At 48.7% G+C, this 20,083-nt stretch carries 19 protein-coding genes; 16 read left to right on the plus strand and 3 right to left on the minus strand.

The window, feature by feature from the left end; translation table 11 throughout:
• The first annotated feature begins 227 nt into the window (after nt 1-227).
• Complete coding sequence (locus ACJJI4_RS05895; RefSeq protein WP_444927384.1) at nt 228-1,121, plus strand: polysaccharide lyase; 894 nt, start codon at nt 228-230, stop codon at nt 1,119-1,121.
• 43 nt (nt 1,122-1,164) lie between these two features.
• On the opposite strand, the gene ACJJI4_RS05900 is transcribed toward ACJJI4_RS05895, so the two are convergent.
• Nucleotides 1,165-1,935, minus strand: coding sequence for a pseudouridine synthase (locus ACJJI4_RS05900; protein ID WP_444927385.1), 771 nt, complete (start codon nt 1,933-1,935; stop codon nt 1,165-1,167).
• 390 nt (nt 1,936-2,325) lie between these two features.
• Here ACJJI4_RS05900 and ACJJI4_RS05905 point away from each other — a divergent pair, with 390 nt between their 5' ends.
• The gene (locus ACJJI4_RS05905) at nt 2,326-3,534 is read left to right on the plus strand and encodes an RtcB family protein (protein ID WP_444927386.1); all 1,209 of its coding nucleotides are present in this window, start codon (nt 2,326-2,328) and stop codon (nt 3,532-3,534) included.
• A 79-nt stretch (nt 3,535-3,613) separates the two neighbouring features.
• Nucleotides 3,614-3,805 carry a hypothetical protein gene (locus ACJJI4_RS05910; RefSeq protein ID WP_444927387.1) on the plus strand — a complete coding sequence of 64 codons (192 nt, stop codon included), beginning with the start codon at nt 3,614-3,616 and terminating at the stop codon, nt 3,803-3,805.
• Nucleotides 3,806-3,822: 17 nt separating this feature from the next.
• Here the strand turns inward: ACJJI4_RS05910 and ACJJI4_RS05915 are convergent, their stop codons facing one another.
• A complete protein-coding gene (locus ACJJI4_RS05915; protein ID WP_444927388.1) occupies nt 3,823-4,212 on the minus strand; it encodes a YchJ family protein in 390 nt (129 codons plus the stop codon).
• Nucleotides 4,213-4,364: 152 nt separating this feature from the next.
• Between ACJJI4_RS05915 and ACJJI4_RS05920 the strand changes: the two genes are divergently transcribed.
• From ACJJI4_RS05920 to ACJJI4_RS05950, 7 genes are all read left to right on the plus strand, one after another.
• A complete protein-coding gene (locus ACJJI4_RS05920) occupies nt 4,365-4,892 on the plus strand; it encodes a TetR/AcrR family transcriptional regulator (RefSeq protein ID WP_282933409.1) in 528 nt (175 codons plus the stop codon).
• 38 nt (nt 4,893-4,930) lie between these two features.
• Entirely contained in the window at nt 4,931-5,995 is a 1,065-nt protein-coding gene (locus tag ACJJI4_RS05925) for an efflux RND transporter periplasmic adaptor subunit (RefSeq protein ID WP_444927389.1), read from the plus strand.
• A gap of 43 nt (nt 5,996-6,038) precedes the next feature.
• On the plus strand, nt 6,039-9,146 hold the full coding sequence (locus tag ACJJI4_RS05930; RefSeq protein ID WP_444927390.1) for an efflux RND transporter permease subunit: 3,108 nt from the start codon (nt 6,039-6,041) through the stop codon (nt 9,144-9,146).
• 296 nt (nt 9,147-9,442) lie between these two features.
• Complete coding sequence (locus ACJJI4_RS05935; RefSeq protein ID WP_444927391.1) at nt 9,443-11,644, plus strand: hypothetical protein; 2,202 nt, start codon at nt 9,443-9,445, stop codon at nt 11,642-11,644.
• Nucleotides 11,645-11,883: 239 nt separating this feature from the next.
• Nucleotides 11,884-12,435: a GmrSD restriction endonuclease domain-containing protein gene (locus tag ACJJI4_RS05940; protein ID WP_444927392.1), complete on the plus strand. Its 552-nt coding sequence runs from the start codon at nt 11,884-11,886 to the stop codon at nt 12,433-12,435.
• Nucleotides 12,436-12,512: 77 nt separating this feature from the next.
• Nucleotides 12,513-15,239, plus strand: a complete 2,727-nt coding sequence (locus ACJJI4_RS05945) for a DEAD/DEAH box helicase (protein WP_444927393.1) — start codon at nt 12,513-12,515, stop codon at nt 15,237-15,239.
• An 85-nt stretch (nt 15,240-15,324) separates the two neighbouring features.
• Entirely contained in the window at nt 15,325-15,627 is a 303-nt protein-coding gene (locus tag ACJJI4_RS05950) for a hypothetical protein (protein WP_444927394.1), read from the plus strand.
• A 123-nt stretch (nt 15,628-15,750) separates the two neighbouring features.
• On the opposite strand, the gene ACJJI4_RS05955 is transcribed toward ACJJI4_RS05950, so the two are convergent.
• Nucleotides 15,751-16,065 (minus strand): DUF6471 domain-containing protein, encoded by a 315-nt coding sequence (locus ACJJI4_RS05955; RefSeq protein ID WP_108732688.1) that lies wholly within the window; start codon nt 16,063-16,065, stop codon nt 15,751-15,753.
• Nucleotides 16,066-16,213: 148 nt separating this feature from the next.
• Here ACJJI4_RS05955 and ACJJI4_RS05960 point away from each other — a divergent pair, with 148 nt between their 5' ends.
• The 6 genes from ACJJI4_RS05960 to ACJJI4_RS05985 are packed head-to-tail and all read left to right on the plus strand — an operon-like array spanning nt 16,214 to nt 20,081.
• Nucleotides 16,214-16,618, plus strand: a complete 405-nt coding sequence (locus ACJJI4_RS05960) for a DUF2170 family protein (protein ID WP_108732689.1) — start codon at nt 16,214-16,216, stop codon at nt 16,616-16,618.
• The gene (locus ACJJI4_RS05965; protein WP_282933401.1) at nt 16,615-17,310 is read left to right on the plus strand and encodes a PspA/IM30 family protein; all 696 of its coding nucleotides are present in this window, start codon (nt 16,615-16,617) and stop codon (nt 17,308-17,310) included. Before ACJJI4_RS05960 ends, ACJJI4_RS05965 begins: the two co-directional genes overlap by 4 nt.
• Before the next feature lie 4 nt (nt 17,311-17,314).
• Entirely contained in the window at nt 17,315-18,385 is a 1,071-nt protein-coding gene (locus tag ACJJI4_RS05970) for a potassium channel family protein (protein WP_444927395.1), read from the plus strand.
• Nucleotides 18,370-19,023, plus strand: coding sequence for a YjfK family protein (locus ACJJI4_RS05975; RefSeq protein WP_413665198.1), 654 nt, complete (start codon nt 18,370-18,372; stop codon nt 19,021-19,023). Before ACJJI4_RS05970 ends, ACJJI4_RS05975 begins: the two co-directional genes overlap by 16 nt.
• A gap of 14 nt (nt 19,024-19,037) precedes the next feature.
• On the plus strand, nt 19,038-19,454 hold the full coding sequence (locus ACJJI4_RS05980) for a DUF350 domain-containing protein (protein WP_282933398.1): 417 nt from the start codon (nt 19,038-19,040) through the stop codon (nt 19,452-19,454).
• Between the two features lie 12 nt (nt 19,455-19,466).
• Nucleotides 19,467-20,081 carry a DUF1190 domain-containing protein gene (locus ACJJI4_RS05985; RefSeq protein WP_444927396.1) on the plus strand — a complete coding sequence of 205 codons (615 nt, stop codon included), beginning with the start codon at nt 19,467-19,469 and terminating at the stop codon, nt 20,079-20,081.
• Nucleotides 20,082-20,083 lie beyond the last annotated feature (2 nt).

Consider the following 20,083-nt stretch of genomic DNA (forward strand, 5'->3'; position numbering starts at 1 on the left):
GAAGCGGGTTTCCGATAAAAATTTCTAGAGCTGATCAGGCGTCGTCAAAAGGAATTGCCAATATATGTGATACCCAGGATGTTCCCCATGGATTCAAGTTCTATTTGAATTATGAGGAAATGAAAAAATTTGTAAGAAAGAAGATCTATGTATACGGGTTTTCATCAAATCAAGGCAGATTCAGTACAATTTCAAATTCTGGTAGATATCGGGTTGGGATTCCCTATATGAGATATACCGATATTACCTTGTTGCGAAGAACTTTTGATTTACAACCACTGGCTACGTTTGATGATCAGCATTTAAATTTAATTCCAATGCCCGGTGATGGGTATGCTCTGGAAGCTCAGTATATTCCTTATGAAAAGGGCTCTGAGAGAATTAGTTCATCAACCCAATTAGCCAAATCTGTTTCATCGGCAACTCTCGCTTACGATGTGAAGTTTCATCGGAACTTCGAATTTGTTAAGGGAGGTAAGCTACACGGCCTTGCTGGTGGGGGGCAGGCTTCAGGATGCGTACCTATTGATCCGAAGAGTTGGAGTGTGCGGGTTAAGTTTGGTGCGGAGGGTAGGGTTGGGCTCTATACCTATCATCAGGATAGAGTCGCTCGGTGTGGAGATGGGTATCAAGGGAATGACAACTTTAGATTTGAGCGGGATACTTGGTATCGGATTGAGTTGTTTGTGCAATTAAATAGCAGTGCAAATAATGCTGACGGATATATCGAGCTATTTATAAATGGCAAAAAAATTGTAGAGGAACAAGGGTTACGGCTGACTGGTAGTGATAGGGTAGCTATTGATAAATTTCAGTTCAGTACTTTTCATGGAGGTAGTTCAGCTTTGTGGTCACCCTCCAAAAAAGTCTATGCCTACTTTGACAATATTTCAGTGAAGCAAGGGAGAAAGATATATGGCCTTAAGGGCGCTGTATGCGAAAATGAGAAAGCTGGAATATACAGTGGGTCGGGAGCTTGCTGTTCCAGCTCGTGTGGGGCCTGTGGCGGCCCTGGATGCGGCCAATTAAATGGCGGAAGCTCAGCCTGTTGCACATCGGAAATTATTAATTCAGCGCCATTGTGCTCTTATCCTGGGCAAACCGCCCCATGCACTATGTAAGGCTTGGCTTGAGGGGTTCTGAGTAACTCAGGGGCTTTATAATTTAAGGTTGCCATTTAAATCGCTGAATTAATTGCAAGAAACTTCCCTGTATTTCGCATTGTATTTTCAGCTGAGAACCGCTCACCGGATGTTCAAGCTTGAGTTCAGATGCATGCAAAAGTAGTCGAGAGCACTCGAGCCTGTTGGCAAAGAAACGATTATGGGTTGACTTTCCATATTTCGGGCAGCCAATTAGAGGGTGGTGGATATGCTTGAAATGCCTTCTTATTTGATGGCGCCGCCCTGTTTTCAATTGGATTTCTACTAGGGAATACCGGCTGGTCGGGTAGCGGTCAACCTCATAAGGTAGCTCAATAGTCTCCAAGCGTCGGTACAATGTAACAGCCTGCTGACGTGGCAGATCCGTTTTTGGTCGCTTCCTCTGGTGTTTGAAGTCGGCAACGGGGGGGAGGGCATAGTCAATGACACCTTCTTCCGGGCTATACCCTCTGCATACAGCAATATATTTTTTTGAAGATAAATCACTTTCCAGCTGCTGCTGTACCTGCGCAGCAATCTCGCTGCTTTTCGCAAAAATAATAACACCGGAGGTAGGCTTATCCAGTCGATGTACTGGATAAAGAAAGCTGCCACATAGGTCCCTCAAATATTGCAAAAGTACACGCTTTTCATGGCGGTCTATTTCTGATCTGTGAACAAGCCACCCCTCTGGTTTATAAGCGGCAAGTAAGTAGTCGTCTTCAAAGAGAATGGTAGGTTCTTGAGTGGTCATTTTGGGGGCGTGGCGACTGGACTGTAATTTCGGTAGCACGATTTTATGGCATAGCGAGCCCTCAAGCTATGTTGAAAAGTAAAAGTTGGTTAGTGAATTCAGGGTAGAATTTTTATCGATAGGCAAAAAACAGGCTTGACATGGTACCAAATGAGAATAAACTGCACCTAAATTCCATTGCTGATCTAGTTTCAAGGTTGGCATTCTAATTGGCAGTATTTTTGAAGTGGATCGCACCACTAAGGAGCCGTGAAATGCGAAATGTAGATATCAAGAGTTTATTTGTTTAATCACTTTTCACGTGCTTGAGCTTGGAAAGTGATATTGCTTTCCAAGCCAGACCTTCCAAAAGCCCTGGCAAATGCCGGGGCTTTTTTGTTTTAGCTTGGATTGCCGTTTCAGTTAAGTGGATTAATCCAGGGATAAAATATGCCTGTAAAAACAGTGTTGAATCGAAATGCACCGCCTGGCACGGTACCGGTAAAAATCTATACCGATGATATCGAGCCCAAGGCAATGCAACAGTTAAAGAATATTGCCCAGCTTCCTATTGTGCACTCCCATGTTGCTGCTATGCCGGATGTGCATTTGGGAAAGGGGGCAACGGTAGGATCGGTGATCCCAACGGTAAGTGCGATAATTCCTGCTGCCGTTGGGGTGGATATTGGTTGTGGAATGAATGCGGTGCGAACTTCGCTACAAGCCCATCAGCTGCCAGACAATCTGAAAGCACTGCGGGACGCCATTGAGGTGAAAGTGCCGGTTGGTCAGGGACGACATAAACTGATCAGCGCCAGGGAATCTGCCTGCAAACTTTTAGCTCCCGGTGTGGATAGATTGTTTTCAAAGCATCCAGGGCTACTGAAGAAGCTGCATCAGCCACAAAAAACCTGGGTGACCCAAATGGGTACATTAGGGGGTGGCAATCACTTTATCGAAGTTTGTATTGATGAGAGTGGTGCTGTCTGGGTGATGTTGCATTCAGGGAGTCGAGGGATTGGCAATGCTATTGGTCAGCATTTTATCCAGTTGGCCCGACGGGATATGGCTGGGCATATGCACAATCTTCCTGATAAGGATCTGGCCTATTTCTCAGAAGGCTGCCAGAATTTTGACGATTATATTGAGGCGGTTAATTGGGCGCAGGAATATGCGCGCTGGAACAGGCAGGAAATGATGAAGCTTGTGCTTGGATGCCTGAAGGTAAGCTTGCCAAAGTTTACTTTGACCACAGAGGCAATTAACTGCCACCACAATTATGTTGTTCGCGAGCGCCATTTTGATAGAGATGTATTCGTGACTCGCAAAGGGGCTATTAGTGCTCAGAGAGATCAGTTGGGAATTATTCCCGGCTCTATGGGGGCTAAGTCATTTATCGTGCGTGGGCTTGGCAATAAGGAATCTTTTTGTTCCTGTGCACACGGAGCTGGTCGAAAAATGAGTCGTACAGCGGCTCGCCAGCGTTTTACCAGAAAGGAATTGGAAGATCAGACCCGAGGTGTGCAATGCCGTAAAGATAAGGGTGTTCTGGATGAGATTCCTGCTGCTTATAAGGATATTGACCAGGTGATGGAGAACCAGTCGGATCTTGTGGAAGTGGTGCACACGCTACGTCAGGTAATTTGTATCAAGGGGTAAATATGGAGGTATCAATACAAGTTTTGAGTGAGAAGATATTTGGAAGAGTGGATCTACTAAAAGTAAAAGGTGAAGTTTTATGAAAAAGAAAGAAAAAATTCGTAGTTACGTTGCGCGTAATCCGCTAATGAGAAAGGGCGGTGCCCACGTAAAGGCAAAATCTTCGGGGCGTTTCGCTAGCAAGCAGAAACTACGTAAAGAGGTGCGGGAGTGCGACTCCCGCCCTCAGGCTTTTGCTGCTATTTTTTCTTTGATATCGCCTCTTTACTAGCCGTGTTTTCTGCTAGCCTATTTCCCATCAGGCCAGTTGGGTAGAGCTTCCAAATATACCCAGCGCTTCTTAAATAACTTAAATAGTGAAATTTCGTGAATCAGGTGTTCTTGGTCATTTTCTGTATACCAAGCCTTAAATTCCACAATCGACTTTTTTAGTCCCGCCTTGCTCTTCATAACTTCCAATTTTGTCCACTGGGTTTCAATATCCTCAGCTTGCAGTTCTGGGCTGGTGTCGGGATGCCAGGTTTTTTTCAGGTACCGAAAATTTCCGGTTGCAAAGGCCGTATAGCGACTGCGCATAACCGCTTCTGCATTATTGGGGTAAGCCTTTCCCGACAAATAGAGTCCGCAGCAGATATCAAGGGGCTTGCCCGATCCACAGGGGCAGTACCGATCCGTCATAAATCATCTCTCCAGCGTGAACTTAACGCTCTCGTAACACTTTTTAACCATGTTTTCTGGTGAGGGAGCGTAGCATAGCTTGACCTTTGAAATGTTGCCGCTAAGATACCGACCAACCGGTTGGTTTTGATTGATGGTGCCCAGGAGGTCATGTGTCGAGAGTCGACAAAGCTGCCATTGTTCGAGCAGCAGAAGAAGTAGTCCGGGATCGCGGGGCGCGCAAGTTGACCCTGGATGCGGTGGCTGCACAGTGCGGGCTCAGCAAGGGCGGTTTGATTCATCATTTTCGAACTAAGCAGTCACTCCTGAAGGCGATGCTGGAGGCGGCAATAGCTCGTGAAGATGACAGTGTTGCCACTTTTGTGTCCTCGGGGGACAGCTTGTTGGTGTCGCGCTTGAAGAGCATTTTTGAATTGATGGAGGACGACAAGGGGCTGCCTCGCTCACTGATCGCCGCCGTGGCCGAAGACCCCATGTTGCTGGGACCGGTAAAAGACAAAGAGGAGCAGCAGCGTCGCGATATCTGCGATGCGTATCGTGACCCGGAAATGGCGGAACTGCTAATCCTGGCGGCCCAGGGCATGTTCCTGGGTCGCGTACTCGGTGTGGTTGAGTCTGAAGACCCGATTATTGAACGTTTACAGGGACGTCTGCTGGCGCTCTCTGCCGACCTGAACTAAAGGTCAGCCCCAGTTAATACAGTTTGTGGATGATGATTATGAATATATCGCCAAGATCGCGTTTCTCATTGGCCGTTTTGATCGCAGCAGTTGCAGTTCTGGCAGGATGCTCCGAATCGAAGACGGAGCAGGCGCAGGCAGAGCACGTCTGGCCCGTGAAAGTAGCTACCGTTGCCAGTAATAACCAGGTCAAAGATCGACAGTTTGCCGGTCGTGTTAAGGCAGTGCAGAGTGTCGATCTATCTTTCCAGGTCGGTGGGAAGCTGGACAAGCTCACAATTCGCGAAGGTGAAATTATTCCAAAGGGAACCCTGATAGCAGAGCTTGATCAGCGGGATTACCTGCGCAGGGTAAAAGAAGCCCGATTAAATGTAGAGTTGCTGGAAAAAACCCTCAATCGTCAGCGCTCTCTGGCAGGGTCAAAAGTTATTTCACAGCAGCAGCTGGATGAAACGAAAAGTAACTTTGACTTGGCTAAAGTGACCCTGGAACGTGCTGAGCAGGACCTGGCTTATACACAGCTAAGGGTTCCTTTCGATGCTTTGGCAACTCGCCAGCTGGTAGAGAATTACACCAACGTCCAGGCCGGCCAGGCAATTGTCCGTTTGCAGAATATTTCTGAAGTTCGAATTCAAATCTCCGTGCCTGAAAAGCTGTTGGCCACGGTTAATGAAGAGCAAGTCAACTCCATGACCGCCGAATTTGAATTTTTGCCGGGCAAGGAGTTCCCACTTACTTACCGTGAGCACCAGGCTGAGGCAGACAGCGTTACCCAGACTTACGTTGTCGAGTTTGGAATGCCCCGCCCCGAAAATGTACAGATCCTTCCCGGCATGACCGCTCGCGTTAGTGTGAAGTTGAATAAAGCGAGTGGTGACCTGTGGGTTCCCCTTTCGGCAGTGCAGACTGGCCCGGAAGGTAAGCCCTATGTTTGGCAAATTAATGCAGACCAATCTGTTTCCAAAGCTTCCGTGACCCTCGGGCGTACTGATGGTGAGTCGGTACAGATTAAGGATGGCATTGGCCCGGCTATGAAACTGGTTGCTACCGGCGGCCAGCACCTTTATGACGGTGCAAAAGTACGCAATTACGCACAGCACTAATTAGTGTGTTAGCTCTGGCCCTGTTAACAGTAGGGAAAATGTTGTGAAGATTTCTGACATATTTATAGAAAAGCCAGTTTATAGCTGGCTGTTGATGCTGATTTGCTTAATCGGTGGTCTTTGGGGGCTTTCAGATATTGGCCGCCTCGAAGACCCTGCGTTTACGATCAAGGAAGCCCGTGTTTACACCTTCTACCCAGGCGCCAGCGCCCAGCGTGTAGAAGAGGAGGTCACCGAAAAGCTTGAGGTGGCCGTCCAACAAATGGGACAGCTGGACAAGGTCTCCTCCACCTCAAGTCCGGGGATGTCTGAAATTCGGGTGGAAATCAAAGATCAGTATGCCTCGCAGGAACTTGCCCAGGTTTGGGATGAATTGCGGCGCAAGGTTAATGATGCTCAAAGTGACCTGCCCAGCGGTGCTTTACCTTCTATTGTGAATGATGATTTTGGTGAGGTTTACGGTATTTATTATGCGATTACCGGAGAAGGGTTTTCGCTGACTGAAATGCGTGAAATTACCAAAGCGATTCGCCGGGAGTTACTGGGAGTTGAGGGGGTTGCCAAGGTTTCCCGTTCAGGCATTATCGACGAAGTGGCTTACCTGGATATTGATGAATCCCGCCTGGCCCAGTTTGGTTTTTCCCTGGATGACTTAGCGCAGGTACTGCAATCTGAAAGTTCGACCCAGAAAGTCGGCGAGATTGGAGGTCAGGATTTACGTACCCGTATACTGGTTGATAATCCTGCGAGTGACCTGGAATCCATTCGTAATATTCTCGTCGGCGTACCCGGTTCAACCGCGATGCTGGCCGTCCGTGATATCGCCGATATTTCTCTCGGCTACGATGAGAGCCCCAGTTTTATTGCTCGATTTGATGGTAAGCAGGCCATTCTGCTGGGTGTGGCCGGTGCGGAAAATACCAATATCGTGAACGTTGGCAAGGCGGTAGAGGCCAGGCTGGAGCAGATTAAACAGGCATTGCCCCTGGGTGTAGAAATCCATCCTATTTACGAGCAGCACCAAGTAGTAGAGGAGAGTGTTGACGGTTTCCTCTTTAACCTGGTTTCTTCTGTCGTGATCGTTACTCTGGTACTTTGTGTATTTATGGGCTGGCGTTCCGGTGTTGTGGTTGGCACTGTCCTTGGTTTGACCGTTTTGGGCACCGTGTTAATCATGAACCTGTTTGGCTTGAATTTGCAGCGGATCTCTCTCGGTGCCCTGATTATCGCCATGGGTATGTTGGTTGATAATGCCATCGTGGTTGCCGAAGGGATGCTGATGGGGGTTCAGAGAAAAGAAGAGCCTAAGAGTGCTGCCAGGCGCGTAGTCCGCCAGACTTTCTGGCCACTGCTCGGTGCGACTATTATCGGTATTATGGCGTTCTCCGGTATCGGTCTGTCCGATGATGCTACTGGCGAATTCCTTTTCTCCCTGTTTGCGGTAATTGGTATCTCCCTGCTACTCAGCTGGATACTGGCGATTACTATTACCCCTTACTTGGGCTATCACCTGTTTAAGCCGGGTAAGCAAGCCGACTCGGATGATCCGTACGATGGCCGCTTCTACAACATGTATTCCGGTGCTTTATCAGGAGCGTTGAAGCGCAGGGGCCTAACCATTGCAGTACTTATTGTGGTGACCCTGGCCAGCTACTTTGCTTTCGGGTTTGTGAAGCAGGGGTTTTTCCCCAATTCAAATGCTCCTCTTTTTTATGTTAACTACTTCATGCCTCAGGGCAGTGATATTAACCGTACCGACAAGGCGCTTCAGGAAGCGACTGCGTTCTTCCAGGAACAGGATGAAGTTGTCTCCGTAACGGCGGTAGCTGGTCGCGGGGCTGATCGCTTTATGCTGACCTATGCTCCCGAGCCACCCAATGCGTCTTATGGCCAGTTGATTGTCCGCACTGAAAACCGGGAGCAAATCCCCCAGTTGATTGAGAGTGCCAAGACGAAGTTGCGTGTAGCGCAGCCGGAAGCATTGATTACTTTCAAGCGATTGGTGTTTGGTCCCGGTGGCGGATCGGATGTTGAAGTGCGTATTTCAGGTCCGGATTACCAGACACTGCGTACCTTGGCAGTCAGTGTAGAACAGCAGTTCCGTGAAAAAGGACTGGAAGATATTCGTCACAACTGGCGCAGCAGAGAGCCTACTCTGCACGCACATCTGGATGATGAGCGGGCGCGGGTTGCCGGCGTTACCAATGCTGATGTCAGCCGTATGATTCAGTTTGCCACTGCGGGTTACACCGTTGGCGACTTTGAAAGCGGTGACCGTATTATCCCTATTGTTGCCCGTATGCCAGAGGGAGATCGCAATCAGGTGGGTTCACTGGAAGACCGCTTGGTGTGGAGCCCCAATGAGCAGGGATATATTCCGGCAGGACAGTTGATTACTGATTTCGAGTTAACCGCTGATGAAGGATTGATCCAAAGACGCAACAGGGTGCCGACTATTACCATCAGTGCGGATGCGCCTGAAGGTGTTACAGCAATGTCAGCCTTTGGCCGTATACGTCCCTGGGTTGAAGAAATGAAGTTGCCACCTGGCTTCAAGATTGAATTCGGTGGTGAGTACGAAAGTTCTACCGATGCGCAGAAGTCGTTAGGTAAAGGTTTACCCTTGGGCTTCCTGATTATGATCCTGGTGTCGATACTGCTGTTCGGTACTGTTCGGGAGCCGGTGATTATCTGGCTGGTTGTTCCTATGTGTCTCGTCGGTGTTGTTGTCGGGTTGTTGGCGACGGGATTACCATTTGGATTTATGTCTCTTCTCGGTGTCCTCAGTTTGTCTGGTATGTTGATTAAAAATGCCGTGGTATTGGTGGATGAGATTGAGGTCCAGACCCATGCGGGCCTGCCGAGGTTGACAGCTATCCAACGGGCCAGCGTTAGCCGTTTGCGTCCGGTATTCCTTGCCGCTGTCACTACTATTTTAGGAATGTCCCCGCTTCTGTTCGACGCTTTCTTTGCGGATATGGCGGTGACAATTATGGGTGGGCTTGGATTTGCTACGGTGTTGACACTGATTGCAATCCCTGTGTTCTATGCGGTATTCCACAAAGTGAGACCCAACGAAGTAATCGGCGGGGAAACTGAAACCAAAGAGAAACGCAAAGAGGCGGCTATTAGCGAACCTGTATCCGTTTAAAACATGCTAGCCCTAATTGGGGGCTGATTTAAGAGTCCCGTACCAAGTTGCTATTCGCTTGGTACGGGATTTTTTTTGTCTTCGTTTTTCATCCATTAATTACCAGGTTGTTTTCTGAGAGGGAGATTTTCATTGAAACATATGAAGAGCTTTGTGCAGAAAATTAAATTTATTGAACTAAATTATTCTTCGTCTGTAATCAAACCTTATTAAGTCTGTCATTTAGCACAACTACTCTATGCCGCCTTTATAACTGGAACTGCCTTCGGGTGGGGAATCAACGCATTGGAGTGGCAATGAAAAATCATAAATTTTTCAAAAGAGCAGCGTTAGCTATCGCTATACCGGCAATTTTGGCTGGTTGCAGTGACGATAATGATGATCCGGTAGTGATAACTCCAGATCCGGAAGTGCCTGAGGAAGTCAGTCTATTTGAATCAGTTGCTGGTTCTGAGGTTGCTGCGAATATTGGTCCCTCAACAATGCAGGTGCCACATGTTGTCGCCACGGCTGAAAACGTCAAGGTAATTAATCTGCTCAGCAATGGTTATCTCCCTACCGATTACTCCAGTGAAAACGTTCCCCAACAGGATATGCTTCCTATATTCGAGGAGCACCCAAGTCTCGATGCTGCGGATACGGATGGCCTTTATGTATTGTCTGGAGAACCCGATGGTTTGGGGTATCTGGATAATGACGACGGTACATTTACCTTGTTTATGAACCAGGAACACTACAACTTTGTTGGTGGTGACGGGGTGGTGCTGGAGAACTCAAATCGCAGTCTCCGATCGACAGGCACCTTCATTTCAAAGTGGGTAATCAATAAAACCACCGGGGAAATTGAGGGTGGTGAGGACCTGATTAAAGGTGTTTATGCCTGGCGGCGTACCCTGTATGACACGGATGGTGGGGTTGCTGAATCTCCAGGATATACCTACGTAACACAAATGAAACCCTATTTTGATGCGGATGGGGACCTTGTGAATACGGGAGCATTCGAGCGCTTCTGCTCCGCAACTCTGCCAGCTGAAACTGCTTTCTACAATTCGGAAAGCGGCAAGGGCACCCAGGTACGGATGTTCTTGACCGGCGAAGAGAGTGACGGTGGCGAGAGCCTCAAAACTTATTACGATGGTTTGGTTGAGAAGCGTGGTTATGAAGGCCTTCGATTTGATGCTTTTGGTAGCATCAGTGGTGAGGCGAAAGCCAAGAGTGAGATCGAGTCTGTCTACGAGTACGACAAATCGGAAATTTATATCGGTCGCGGTATCGCTGTTTTGACAACCGGAGACAATGCTGGTGATGCTTATGAATTGCCACTACTCGGTAAATCTCGCTTTGAGAATATCGTACCCAACTATAAAGCACAGGATAAAACCATACTGCTGTCTGTCGATGATGAACGGCCTCGGGGTGATGAAGATGATGCTTATCGGAATGGAGGTTTTCTCACAGTCTATGTTGGTGAAAAAACCAATGAAGGCAGTGAAGTTGATAAGGCTGGCTTGACCAATGGTGAGCTGTATGCGGTTCGGGTTCTGGATAGCGATGGCGCGCCGGTGGTTGATTTTAGTGATAGTAACAATCGAGCGCTGTTTGACGATAACGAATTGATGTTTGAGTTGGTACAACTCTCCAGCCAGGATACCGACGGAGATGGGAAGCCAGAAGATATTCGCGATATGAGCCAGCAGGCCTTCCGCATTCATACCACTGGAATGGAAGTCTCCCAGTGGCGTTCCCCGGAAGATGGTGATTGGGACCCATTAGATCCCAATAGCTTTTATTTTGGAGCCAAGTACGGTGTATACCAGCTTGAGTTTGCGGATATCACCAATCCAACAGATGGTGGAATCATCAAGAGAGTAGTGAGTAGCAAATCCGATGGCGATATAACTGACAACTATGAGAATTTCGACAATATGGCAGCGGTTGCTGGTGTCGATAATAAGACTCGCTTGGTGTTGCAATTTGATAAATCTAATTATTACTCACCAATCTACGTTCTCGACCCTGAAACCGGAGAGATGATTCGTGTTGCCGAATTTAACCCGGAAATTATTGGCGATAGTGAAGACGAGCTCGATCTGAAGATCGAGAAACAGCTGGCAAGTGGAGAATTGGAAGCTGAGCCTACTGAGGAGGAATACCAAATGCTGCTGGAAGAGCATGTGGCGAGTAAGCCCTACCGTCAATACTACTCACAATCCTCCAAGGTTCGCAGTGGGCTGGATGATACCGGGATAGAGGCTGCGCTCTCTACCGATGCTGAAGCATCCGGGGTTATTTATATGGGCGATATTCTGGGTGATGGTTGGTTCTTGAGTTCAACCCAGTTTCACTATGATTTTGAAGGTCGAGTGGATAGTTACCTGAATTCCTTTAATGTGCGTGACCAAAAAAATGGTCCCACTACACAATTGATTCAGGAAATGATGGCCGGAGGACAGTTGCACGCAATCTATATCCCTCAAGCGGTAGGGCTGGACAAGTAGCAAAATCTATCGTTGATAAATTATGCCCTGTCAAGCATTAATCAGGCAGGGCATTTTTATCAGGTGTAAAAAAATTGATCGAAATATCCTGCTCTTCATTACCCTTGCTATAGCCCTATTTTTTCATTTGGGGTGTTTTGTATAACGTTTGAACCATTTATTATTGATTTGAACTGCCGCATACAATTGGTACACACTTTCTTGTAACCTAGCGCTCTGGTTTGATTGGTAGTTGATGTATGAGCGTTCGGTCAGTTTCTAAGCTTTTTTCCATTGCTGTAGTTTTCTCCTTCAGTTTTTCCGCTTTTGCAGCGTCCTATGATCGGACGGAGTGGCTGCCCAAGTGGTCTGATTCCGATCGGGATTGCCAGGATACCCGCCATGAGTTGTTAATTCGCTATTCACTGTCCCCGGTAACCTATACCCGCTCCAATCACTGCAAAGTAGACACCGGTTTGTGGCTGGATCCCTACACAGGCGGCTTCTTTGTAAAAGCTTCAGATCTTGATGTGGAACATATTGTGCCGCTGAAGTGGGCGCACGATCACGGGGGAGCCGATTGGACGCGCAAGCGAAAGCAGCGGTTTGCTGAGGACATCGAGAATTTATGGCTGGTTGATGACGGTCGTAACCAAAGTAAAGGCCACAAAGGGCCGGACAAGTGGATGCCGCCCTATGGACCGGTCAAGCAAGTTTACCTCAAGCGGTTTATGGCAATCGTAGATAAGTATGACCTTCAGCTGAGTGTGGGCGAGCGCCGCAAATATCAATCGCTAATGGCGGATGGCTGAGGACAAGTAATCTCCGGGGGGTATAACAAGGTTCCGGCATCCGTTAGAATTTTGTTGTCCCCCAGGAGTTATTTGCAATGCAGCACCACCCCAAGAAGTTAATCGAATACTTTCGGCGCTGCTATCAAGCTGACAGTTACGACCTCTCCCTCAACAATATTCTAAATCTCAAATCGAATCGGCGTCTGTTCTTAGATGAGCGGGACTATTTGGGAGCTGATGAGTTACCACGTGTACCTGTCTCCGCTACTGCGGGAGTAAAACTCCTGGAACAAGTGGATGCTTACCGAAAGGAGCGGCGGCTGATTTATGGTTGCCTGTTTATTTGTGGTAACTATGCTCTCCAATCTGGACTAAGTGCAAAACGCAAGTTCTGTGCACCACTACTTTATTTTCCCGCCAAGCTACATTTTGATGAGGATTGTTTTGTAGAGATCAACCCTGCAAACATTCACGTTAATCTCCCTGTTTTACGTCAACTACTTAAACCTGATGTTGAGTCCTCAATAACAGATAGTTTCCCAGTGCTTGCTTCGCCGCTTTCTTCGACACAGCTGGCTGACGTCGGTCGCTGGCTAACCTATTACACTATTTTGGAAAATGTAGAGGAATTGGGGCGCTGGCCTAACTTGAGTGGTAAGGCAGCTGTTGAAAGTGCATCGAAGGGTGCTCAGTTGTCCTTGGTCTCGGCGGGTGCGGTAATTCTTGCGGATAGATCGAGGGGCTCTCGTGGAGTACTGCACGAATTACAACTTTTAGGCAGGGAAAAAAAATTATCTCCTCCGTTACAGGCATTACTGGGAGAGCGCCACTGGGAAACTGCACAGAAAGCGTGTGAGCCGGATATGCTGCCGGGTCTGTTGAGTGGGGCTCAGGAGAGGGCACTTGAAAATGCGGCTCGCTTTCCTCTTAGTCTTGTTTCAGGTCCGCCCGGCACGGGAAAGAGTTTTACAATCGCCGCTATGGTTCTCGATCGAGTGCTGCATGGTGAAAGTGTTTTGGTGGTATCGAAAAACCAGCAAGCACTGGATGTGGTGCGGGATAAGTTGCGAGATGAGTACGGGCTGACTCAGGGGTATGTACATCGAGAGGAGCGGGGTTTTATCCCCAGCTTGAAAGCTCATCTGGATAGGCTGCTGAAAGAGGGGGTGGAACTTCCAGAGAGAAAGCCTGCCCAGGTGAAGAGGGAACTGAAGAGGGCTTATCGAGCCTTGAGGGGCTTGGAGAAGCGCTTCTCCAAAGAGCTGGGATTGGCGCGGGCTGTTAGTGTAGGTCGGTTTGCTCAGTGGGTAGCACGACATGCCTGGAGCTTCTTTGCAAATCGATTGAGTGTTAAAAGTCTGTGGCAATCACAAGGTGCGATTGATGATTGTCGGCGCAACTTTGAAAGCCTGGCAAGTCAGTATTTGAATACTTATCGCCGCGATACATTGCACAGACTGCTGGAAAAGAATCGAGGTACCCTGAGCCAATTCAATCAAGCCTTGCGATCTCGAACTTCAAAAGTACAGGCGGAGCGCTTTGCCCAAACTGATATGCGGGTGGTAATGCAGGCGTTCCCCATATGGCTGGTGGAGGCAGATGAACTCAATGAAGTGCTGCCGTTATCGCCCGCCATGTTCGATTTGGTAGTCTTTGATGAAGCAACCCAGTGTGATATTGCGAGTTCACTGCCGGCTCTGTTTCGAGCTGAGCGGGCAGTGATCGTCGGTGACAGTAAGCAACTGCGGCATGTTTCATTTCTTTCCCGCAACCGGCAGCAAAGTATCTGGCAGGGAGTGGTAAAAGATGCCGGGGTGCCGCCAAAACTGAGCTATAGGGATCAATCACTTTTGGATTTGGCTTCAGACGTGATTCCCACTCAACAAGCTGTTGTGATGCTGGATGAGCACTTTCGCAGCCATCCAGAGCTGATCGCATTCAGTAACCATGCTTTTTACTCCGGCCGCTTGAAAGTTATGAGGGCCAGGCCCAAACCATTACCAGAGTCGGCGCTAGAATTTTATCAACTGCCAGGGCGCCGGAGGAAAAATGGGAGAAACACCGTAGAGCGCGACTGGGTTATTGCGCAATTGAAAGCGCATTTCGAGCGCTATGCCGATGCTGCAATTCGGCCGTCGGTCGGTGTTTCGTCTCCCTATCGGGATCAGGCCGATTATTTGGAAGGGGAGTTGATTAAGGTTTTCTCCTCTCAGAAGTTACAGAGTTTTTCTGTACGCGTTGCCACGCCCTATGGTTTTCAAGGAGAGGAGCGAGATTTAATGCTTATCTCCATGGCTATTGATAATCAATCGTTGCGGGCAGCCAGCTACTTAAACCGGGCGGATGTGTTTAATGTCGCAATTACCAGGGCAAAAGAAAAGCAGTTGGTTGCATTGTCGATTGAGCCCCAAGCTCTCCCTACGGATCATCTCTTGCGTCAATATGTTGAGTTTCCACACTCCGTTGGCAGTCATTTGCAGGGTGATGAAATCGTATGTCGTTTTGCGAGCGAAGTTAGCCATTTATTAACCCAGCACGAAATTCCCCATTGGGTAGGCTTTCCTGTGGCTGGGCAGATTGTAGATGTGGTTTGTGCTGTGAGCGGGCGTTTTATCGGTATTGACCTGATTGGGTATCCCGGCGACTACGAGTCTTACTTTAGTGTAAAGGTCTACAAGGCATTGTATCGGGCGGGCATTCCGGTCTTTCCCCTGCCGTATATTAACTGGCGAAAAGACCGGCAGGGCTGCATCGAGCAGTTATTGACGATCCTTCAGCAGGAAAAAGTGCCTGTATCTGAAGCTGCTATTCCTGACGGTTAGTGCCGCTGCTTAGGGCTCAGAGATGAAAGTTACGCCGCAGCTGCTAGTCTTCAAGGAGATTTGAGCAAACTTCCAGAGTAGATCTATGAAATCCTGGTTGCTGATTCTCTCCCTCTCTGTGGTTGCAATTGCCGGAGTGCAAGTTTCTTTGGCTGATCCCCAGCAGGTTCAAGGGGTGCGAAGTCCCACTTTAAGTTTCTGCCAGGCGCGGTTCTATGAGGAAGAGAACGGACGCCTCTACTGTAACTGGGCAGTCAATTTCAGGTATGCCTGCTTTGTTTGGTGGCCAACGAATAAGATTATTCCTGCGGGGGCCAAGCTCTCAGAGCCTGAGGTTGTCGGAAAGTGCGGTAATGGTGAGCCGGTCGTCAAATTGCATCACTACTAACTCACCTGTAAAGGAGCTGTGCAGGTGAGTCGTGGATACCCCGGTTTTTCAGCGGGTAAGCTTGATTACTGACGACGGAGTCAAAGTGTGATCGCGTGTACTGGTGTCCAAGGAGATGGCGTGTTAGCTTTTCTCCTGCTCGGCATAGAGTCCTCGATCTTGCAGCTCACGGGCCTGTTTGAGGATTTCAAGCATGGCGCTGTCCTCCACCGACATGGCATCGATGATGGCTGCCAGCAGATCTGCTGAAAACATGCACTTGCTGACTTTGCTGCGCAGGTTTTCCGGTGTCATTGAAATTCCTCTCTCGGCCAGTGCTTGGGCGAGATCCCCGTAACGCATGCCCTTTAGTGCCATTGATGCGCGCACATAGCGAGCAATTGCCTGCTTGTAAGGGGTCAGTGCTTGCTGGTTGCTCAGGCTTTGCTTGTGGTCCATGGGCTCTACTCCGTCCTATTCACTATCACCAATGTGGTAAATATTATCTTTGTGTGTATTATTTGCAACATTAGTTTGTAATAAGTTATTGACCGCAGATTTTTTGGTGCTATATTTGTGACCAATATTCCACAGCGAGGGAGTTGAGATGACCTGGAACAATGAGAACCTGCGCCAATTGGCGGAAAACCACTCCGGATGGGTGGTCGAATCTGAGGGGGATTGCCTCAGTATTTCCAACGATGAAGGCGTCGATGCGTTTGTCTATGTTGGCGAGAAGCAGATAGTTGTAGAGAGCATTCTGTTTCCCGTGAGCCAGGTAGATGATGTGGCAGCGCTCAATGAAATGGTTCTGCAAACACATCAGCTGGTGCCCCTGACAGCCATTGCGATCAAGAATATTGGTGGTGAGAACTACTACGTCGCTTTCGGTGCTCTGTCGGTGTCCAGCAAGGACGAAGTTGTTATCGAGGAGGTTGAGACCCTGTTTTCCAATGTGGGTGACTTCCTGGATTTATTTGCCGATCATTTTGAAACGGAGGGTGTAGCATGAGCCTTAAGAGAATCTGGACTGCTTTGAAAGGCGCAGTTAACGAAGGAACAGAAGCAGTAGCGGATAGCCAATCGATTCGTATTCTTGACCAAGAATTGCGCGAGGCGAAGGAAGAATTGAAAGCTTGCGATGAAAACCTGACCAAAATCATGGCGAAGCGCAAACTTACTGAGAGTAAGGTCCAAGCGCTGCAAGCCGACGTTGAAACCTATAGCACTCACGCAATCAACGCGAGTGAAAAGGGCGATAACGAACTCGCTCTTGAGTGTGCAGAGCGTGTTACCGAGCTGGAAAGCCAGCTGGAAACTGAGCGCAGCATCCTGGACGGATTCCTGAGTTCAGAGAGCACCCTGAAAGGTAACATTACCCAGGCAAAAACCAATGTGCGCCGTATGGAGCAGCAGATTGACCAGATCAAAGCGACTGAGTCTGTTCAAAAAGCACAGGTAGCGGTTTCTTCCCGCCACATGGGTGCGAACAGCAAGATCAAAACAGCGCTGGACAGCCTGGATCGCATCAAAAACAAGCAGGAGCAGCGTGCTGCTGAGCTTGAAGCTGCGGAAGAGCTGGCTTCAGAGGAAACCGGTTCCAGCCTGGATGCCAAGCTGAAAGCGGCGGGCATCAAGCCCGGTGGTCAGAAAAGTGGCAGCGATAAGTTGGCTCAACTGTTAGCGGGCCGCGAAAAGGCTTAACACAGTGCTGCTTTATCGAGTGCGACGCCTTCTGGCGTCGCTTTTCATTCGGGCCAATGTAACCACAATTCTCATAGCTGTAGGCAGCTATGTTTTCATCTCCTATTGGCTGCTCAAAATTGCCGGTGAAACTGATATTGTCGCGGGCGAGAATTTCTTTTACTGGTTAGTCGTTACCGCATCGACAGTAGGATACGGCGATTTCTCCCCGGTAACCCCTGAGGGTAAAGTCGTAGTTGCCGCTTGGGTGATCCCAGTGGGCCTCAGCCTGTTTGCCATGGTGGTCACAAGAATTGGCTTTGCGGTTTCAGAATTTGTGCATCGCGGCAAGAAGGGCTTGCGTATGACAAACCATATTGATCACACAGTAATTATCGGCTGGAACGGTACCAGAACGCTCCGCTTGATTGAGTTGCTACTCTCCAAAACAAATGGTAGCGCAGCAGAGATTGTCCTCTGTGTTGAAGCCGATATCGAAAATCCGATGCCGGGTAAGATTGATTTTGTCCGGGTTGAATCGTTTTCCCACGGGGAAAGTATGCAGAGGGCAGGGTTGGCCGATGCCGCTCGAATTATTATCGACAACCCTCTGGATGATGTAACCCTTACAACCGCCTTATTCTGCGACAAGCTCAGCCCGAACAGCCATAAAACGGCTTATTTTCAAGATGAAAATGTGGGTGAATTGCTCCGTGCCCACTGTCCCAATATTGAATGTATTCCCTCTGTCGCTGTAGAGATGTTGGCAAAATCCTCGCTTGACCCCGGTTCCGCAAGGTTGCACCGACAGTTGCTCGATAGCACTTACGGCATGACCCAATACAGCGTTGAATATCGGGGTGAGAAGCCTCTTCCTGTCGGTGAATTATTTGACCATTTTAAGCGGGATCTCTCCGCGACCTTAATTGCGGTACGTAGAAAGGGTGTGGTTAAAATTGACGTGAACCCGGGGCTTACCGATCAGGTCACCGAGGGCGACATGCTGTATTATATCTCTGCAAAGCGGCTCGATGAAAAAAGCTGTTTCGATATAAAAAGTAATGAAGAAGGTGTTGGTACATGTTTACCAAACTGATAAATAAAATAAAGGGAAAGGACGCTCCAAAGGTCAAGACTCCAGAAATTATGGGCTTGCGAATGGGGGCGAGTTTTGAGCTGGACCCTTTGGCCATTCGTCTGATACTCGATGAACTGACCATTGAATCCTGTTCACCGACCCAGATTATTAAAGCAGCTGGTGTTGTCGAACTAGATGGTACCTGGATTTATCGCTTTTACACTGATGATGATGCCTGGCTGCAAGTGATTGCTGAGGGCGGTCAGCGGGATGAGCATGTTGTCGATGTAAAGCTGTTCCATTTTTACGACACACTGGATGTCGGTTCGGAGCAGGCTTGGAATAAATTGTTAAAGAGTGATATTGGCGCACCCAGTTATCACCTGCAGGATCGCTCTTATAGCCGTGTATGGACCGCAGCAGGGGACTACCATAACCCAGTGCATATGGCCGAGAAGACTTACGATGAAGATGGTGATTATTCAGTAACGGATCAATTTACCATGCTTTTCGAACGCGAATTGTCTGATCAGCAAACCGAATCCCTTTTTCTCTCAGCTGAAGAGAAAGAAGAAGATGCAGGCTACTTAAGCCGCAGCCTGGTGATTAGCACCGGCATTACTCTGACCCCCTCGCAAATAACAATACACGGATAATAAGGAGATATTTAATGGACCAGCCTTATGATTTACTGACTGGTATCTTGCATTTTGCGGCCTACTTCGGCCTGTCGCTGGTACTTTTGATCGCGTTTAAATTTTTATACGCACTGGTGACGCCTCACGATGAGTGGAAGTTGATCCGCGAAGATAAGAATACGGCTGCCGCTATTGGTTTTGGTGGTGCTGTTTTGGGGTTTGCAATTGCCGTTGGTGGTGCTGCCAGTAACTCTATTTCTATTGTCGATTTCGCCATCTGGGCCCTGGTTGCATTGATCGCCCAGTTAATTGCTTTTGCCATTATCCGCTTTGGGTTTATGCCGCGTATTGTTGAGCGTATCGAAGATGGAGAGGTGAGTGCCGGTGTTATGTTGGCTGCAACTACAATCGCTGTTGGCGTATTGAATGCGGCTTGCATGAGCTACTAATTGGGGGTGGTAATGAAGCGTACCAAGAATATTAACCTGGCAAGGATGCGCAAGGGCGGTGGCTCCAATTTTTTACTGCGCCCACTTGCCTTAGGTGTAGCGGCTGCCCTGGTCGGTTGCTCCTCAGATGAGGAAGTTAAAGTTGTCTCTTCAGTAGATGACTGTGTGGCCAATACCCAGCTGGACGAAGCTCAATGTGAAGCAGCTTATCAGCGCGCGGTTGAGGAAGCGGAGCGCACCGGGCCCAAGTATTCCCGTCTCTCTCAGTGTGAGGCTGAGTTCGGTAGCTGCCAAGAGACCAGTAGCGGTGTGTGGATGCCTCTGATGGCGGGCTTTATGGTTGGCTCCATGCTCAACGACAGGGATCGCCACTATAACTATGGCTACTACAATCCGGTCTACCGCTATTCAGGTTCCCGTTACCGCGACAAGCTGATGACTGCTGACGGCGGTATCATTGGCAACTATGGCCGCTCATCTTATAAGGTGGATAAAAGCGCTACGGCGCCTAAGCCTAAAGTTACCAAAACTGTTTCCCGTGGAGGCTTTGGTGCAGTGGCATCGGCCAAATCCAACTGGGGAGGAGGCCGCTCCAGCAGTGGCGGTTCGCGCGGCTGGGGAGGCTGATT

This window comes from Microbulbifer maximicatervae (SeqCode), from assembly GCF_052467305.1.

Coding starts and splice junctions, on each gene's coding strand:
- ACJJI4_RS05975 (WP_413665198.1), top strand. CDS start 18,370: ATGTTTACCAAACTGATAAATAAAATAAAGGGAAAGGACGCTCCAAAG.
- ACJJI4_RS05895 (WP_444927384.1), top strand. CDS start 228: ATGAGATATACCGATATTACCTTGTTGCGAAGAACTTTTGATTTACAA.
- ACJJI4_RS05960 (WP_108732689.1), top strand. CDS start 16,214: ATGACCTGGAACAATGAGAACCTGCGCCAATTGGCGGAAAACCACTCC.
- ACJJI4_RS05950 (WP_444927394.1), top strand. CDS start 15,325: ATGAAATCCTGGTTGCTGATTCTCTCCCTCTCTGTGGTTGCAATTGCC.
- ACJJI4_RS05935 (WP_444927391.1), top strand. CDS start 9,443: ATGAAAAATCATAAATTTTTCAAAAGAGCAGCGTTAGCTATCGCTATA.
- ACJJI4_RS05910 (WP_444927387.1), top strand. CDS start 3,614: ATGAAAAAGAAAGAAAAAATTCGTAGTTACGTTGCGCGTAATCCGCTA.
- ACJJI4_RS05980 (WP_282933398.1), top strand. CDS start 19,038: ATGGACCAGCCTTATGATTTACTGACTGGTATCTTGCATTTTGCGGCC.
- ACJJI4_RS05925 (WP_444927389.1), top strand. CDS start 4,931: ATGAATATATCGCCAAGATCGCGTTTCTCATTGGCCGTTTTGATCGCA.
- ACJJI4_RS05985 (WP_444927396.1), top strand. CDS start 19,467: ATGAAGCGTACCAAGAATATTAACCTGGCAAGGATGCGCAAGGGCGGT.
- ACJJI4_RS05955 (WP_108732688.1), bottom strand. CDS start 16,065: ATGGACCACAAGCAAAGCCTGAGCAACCAGCAAGCACTGACCCCTTAC.
- ACJJI4_RS05905 (WP_444927386.1), top strand. CDS start 2,326: ATGCCTGTAAAAACAGTGTTGAATCGAAATGCACCGCCTGGCACGGTA.
- ACJJI4_RS05965 (WP_282933401.1), top strand. CDS start 16,615: ATGAGCCTTAAGAGAATCTGGACTGCTTTGAAAGGCGCAGTTAACGAA.
- ACJJI4_RS05940 (WP_444927392.1), top strand. CDS start 11,884: ATGAGCGTTCGGTCAGTTTCTAAGCTTTTTTCCATTGCTGTAGTTTTC.
- ACJJI4_RS05945 (WP_444927393.1), top strand. CDS start 12,513: ATGCAGCACCACCCCAAGAAGTTAATCGAATACTTTCGGCGCTGCTAT.
- ACJJI4_RS05915 (WP_444927388.1), bottom strand. CDS start 4,212: ATGACGGATCGGTACTGCCCCTGTGGATCGGGCAAGCCCCTTGATATC.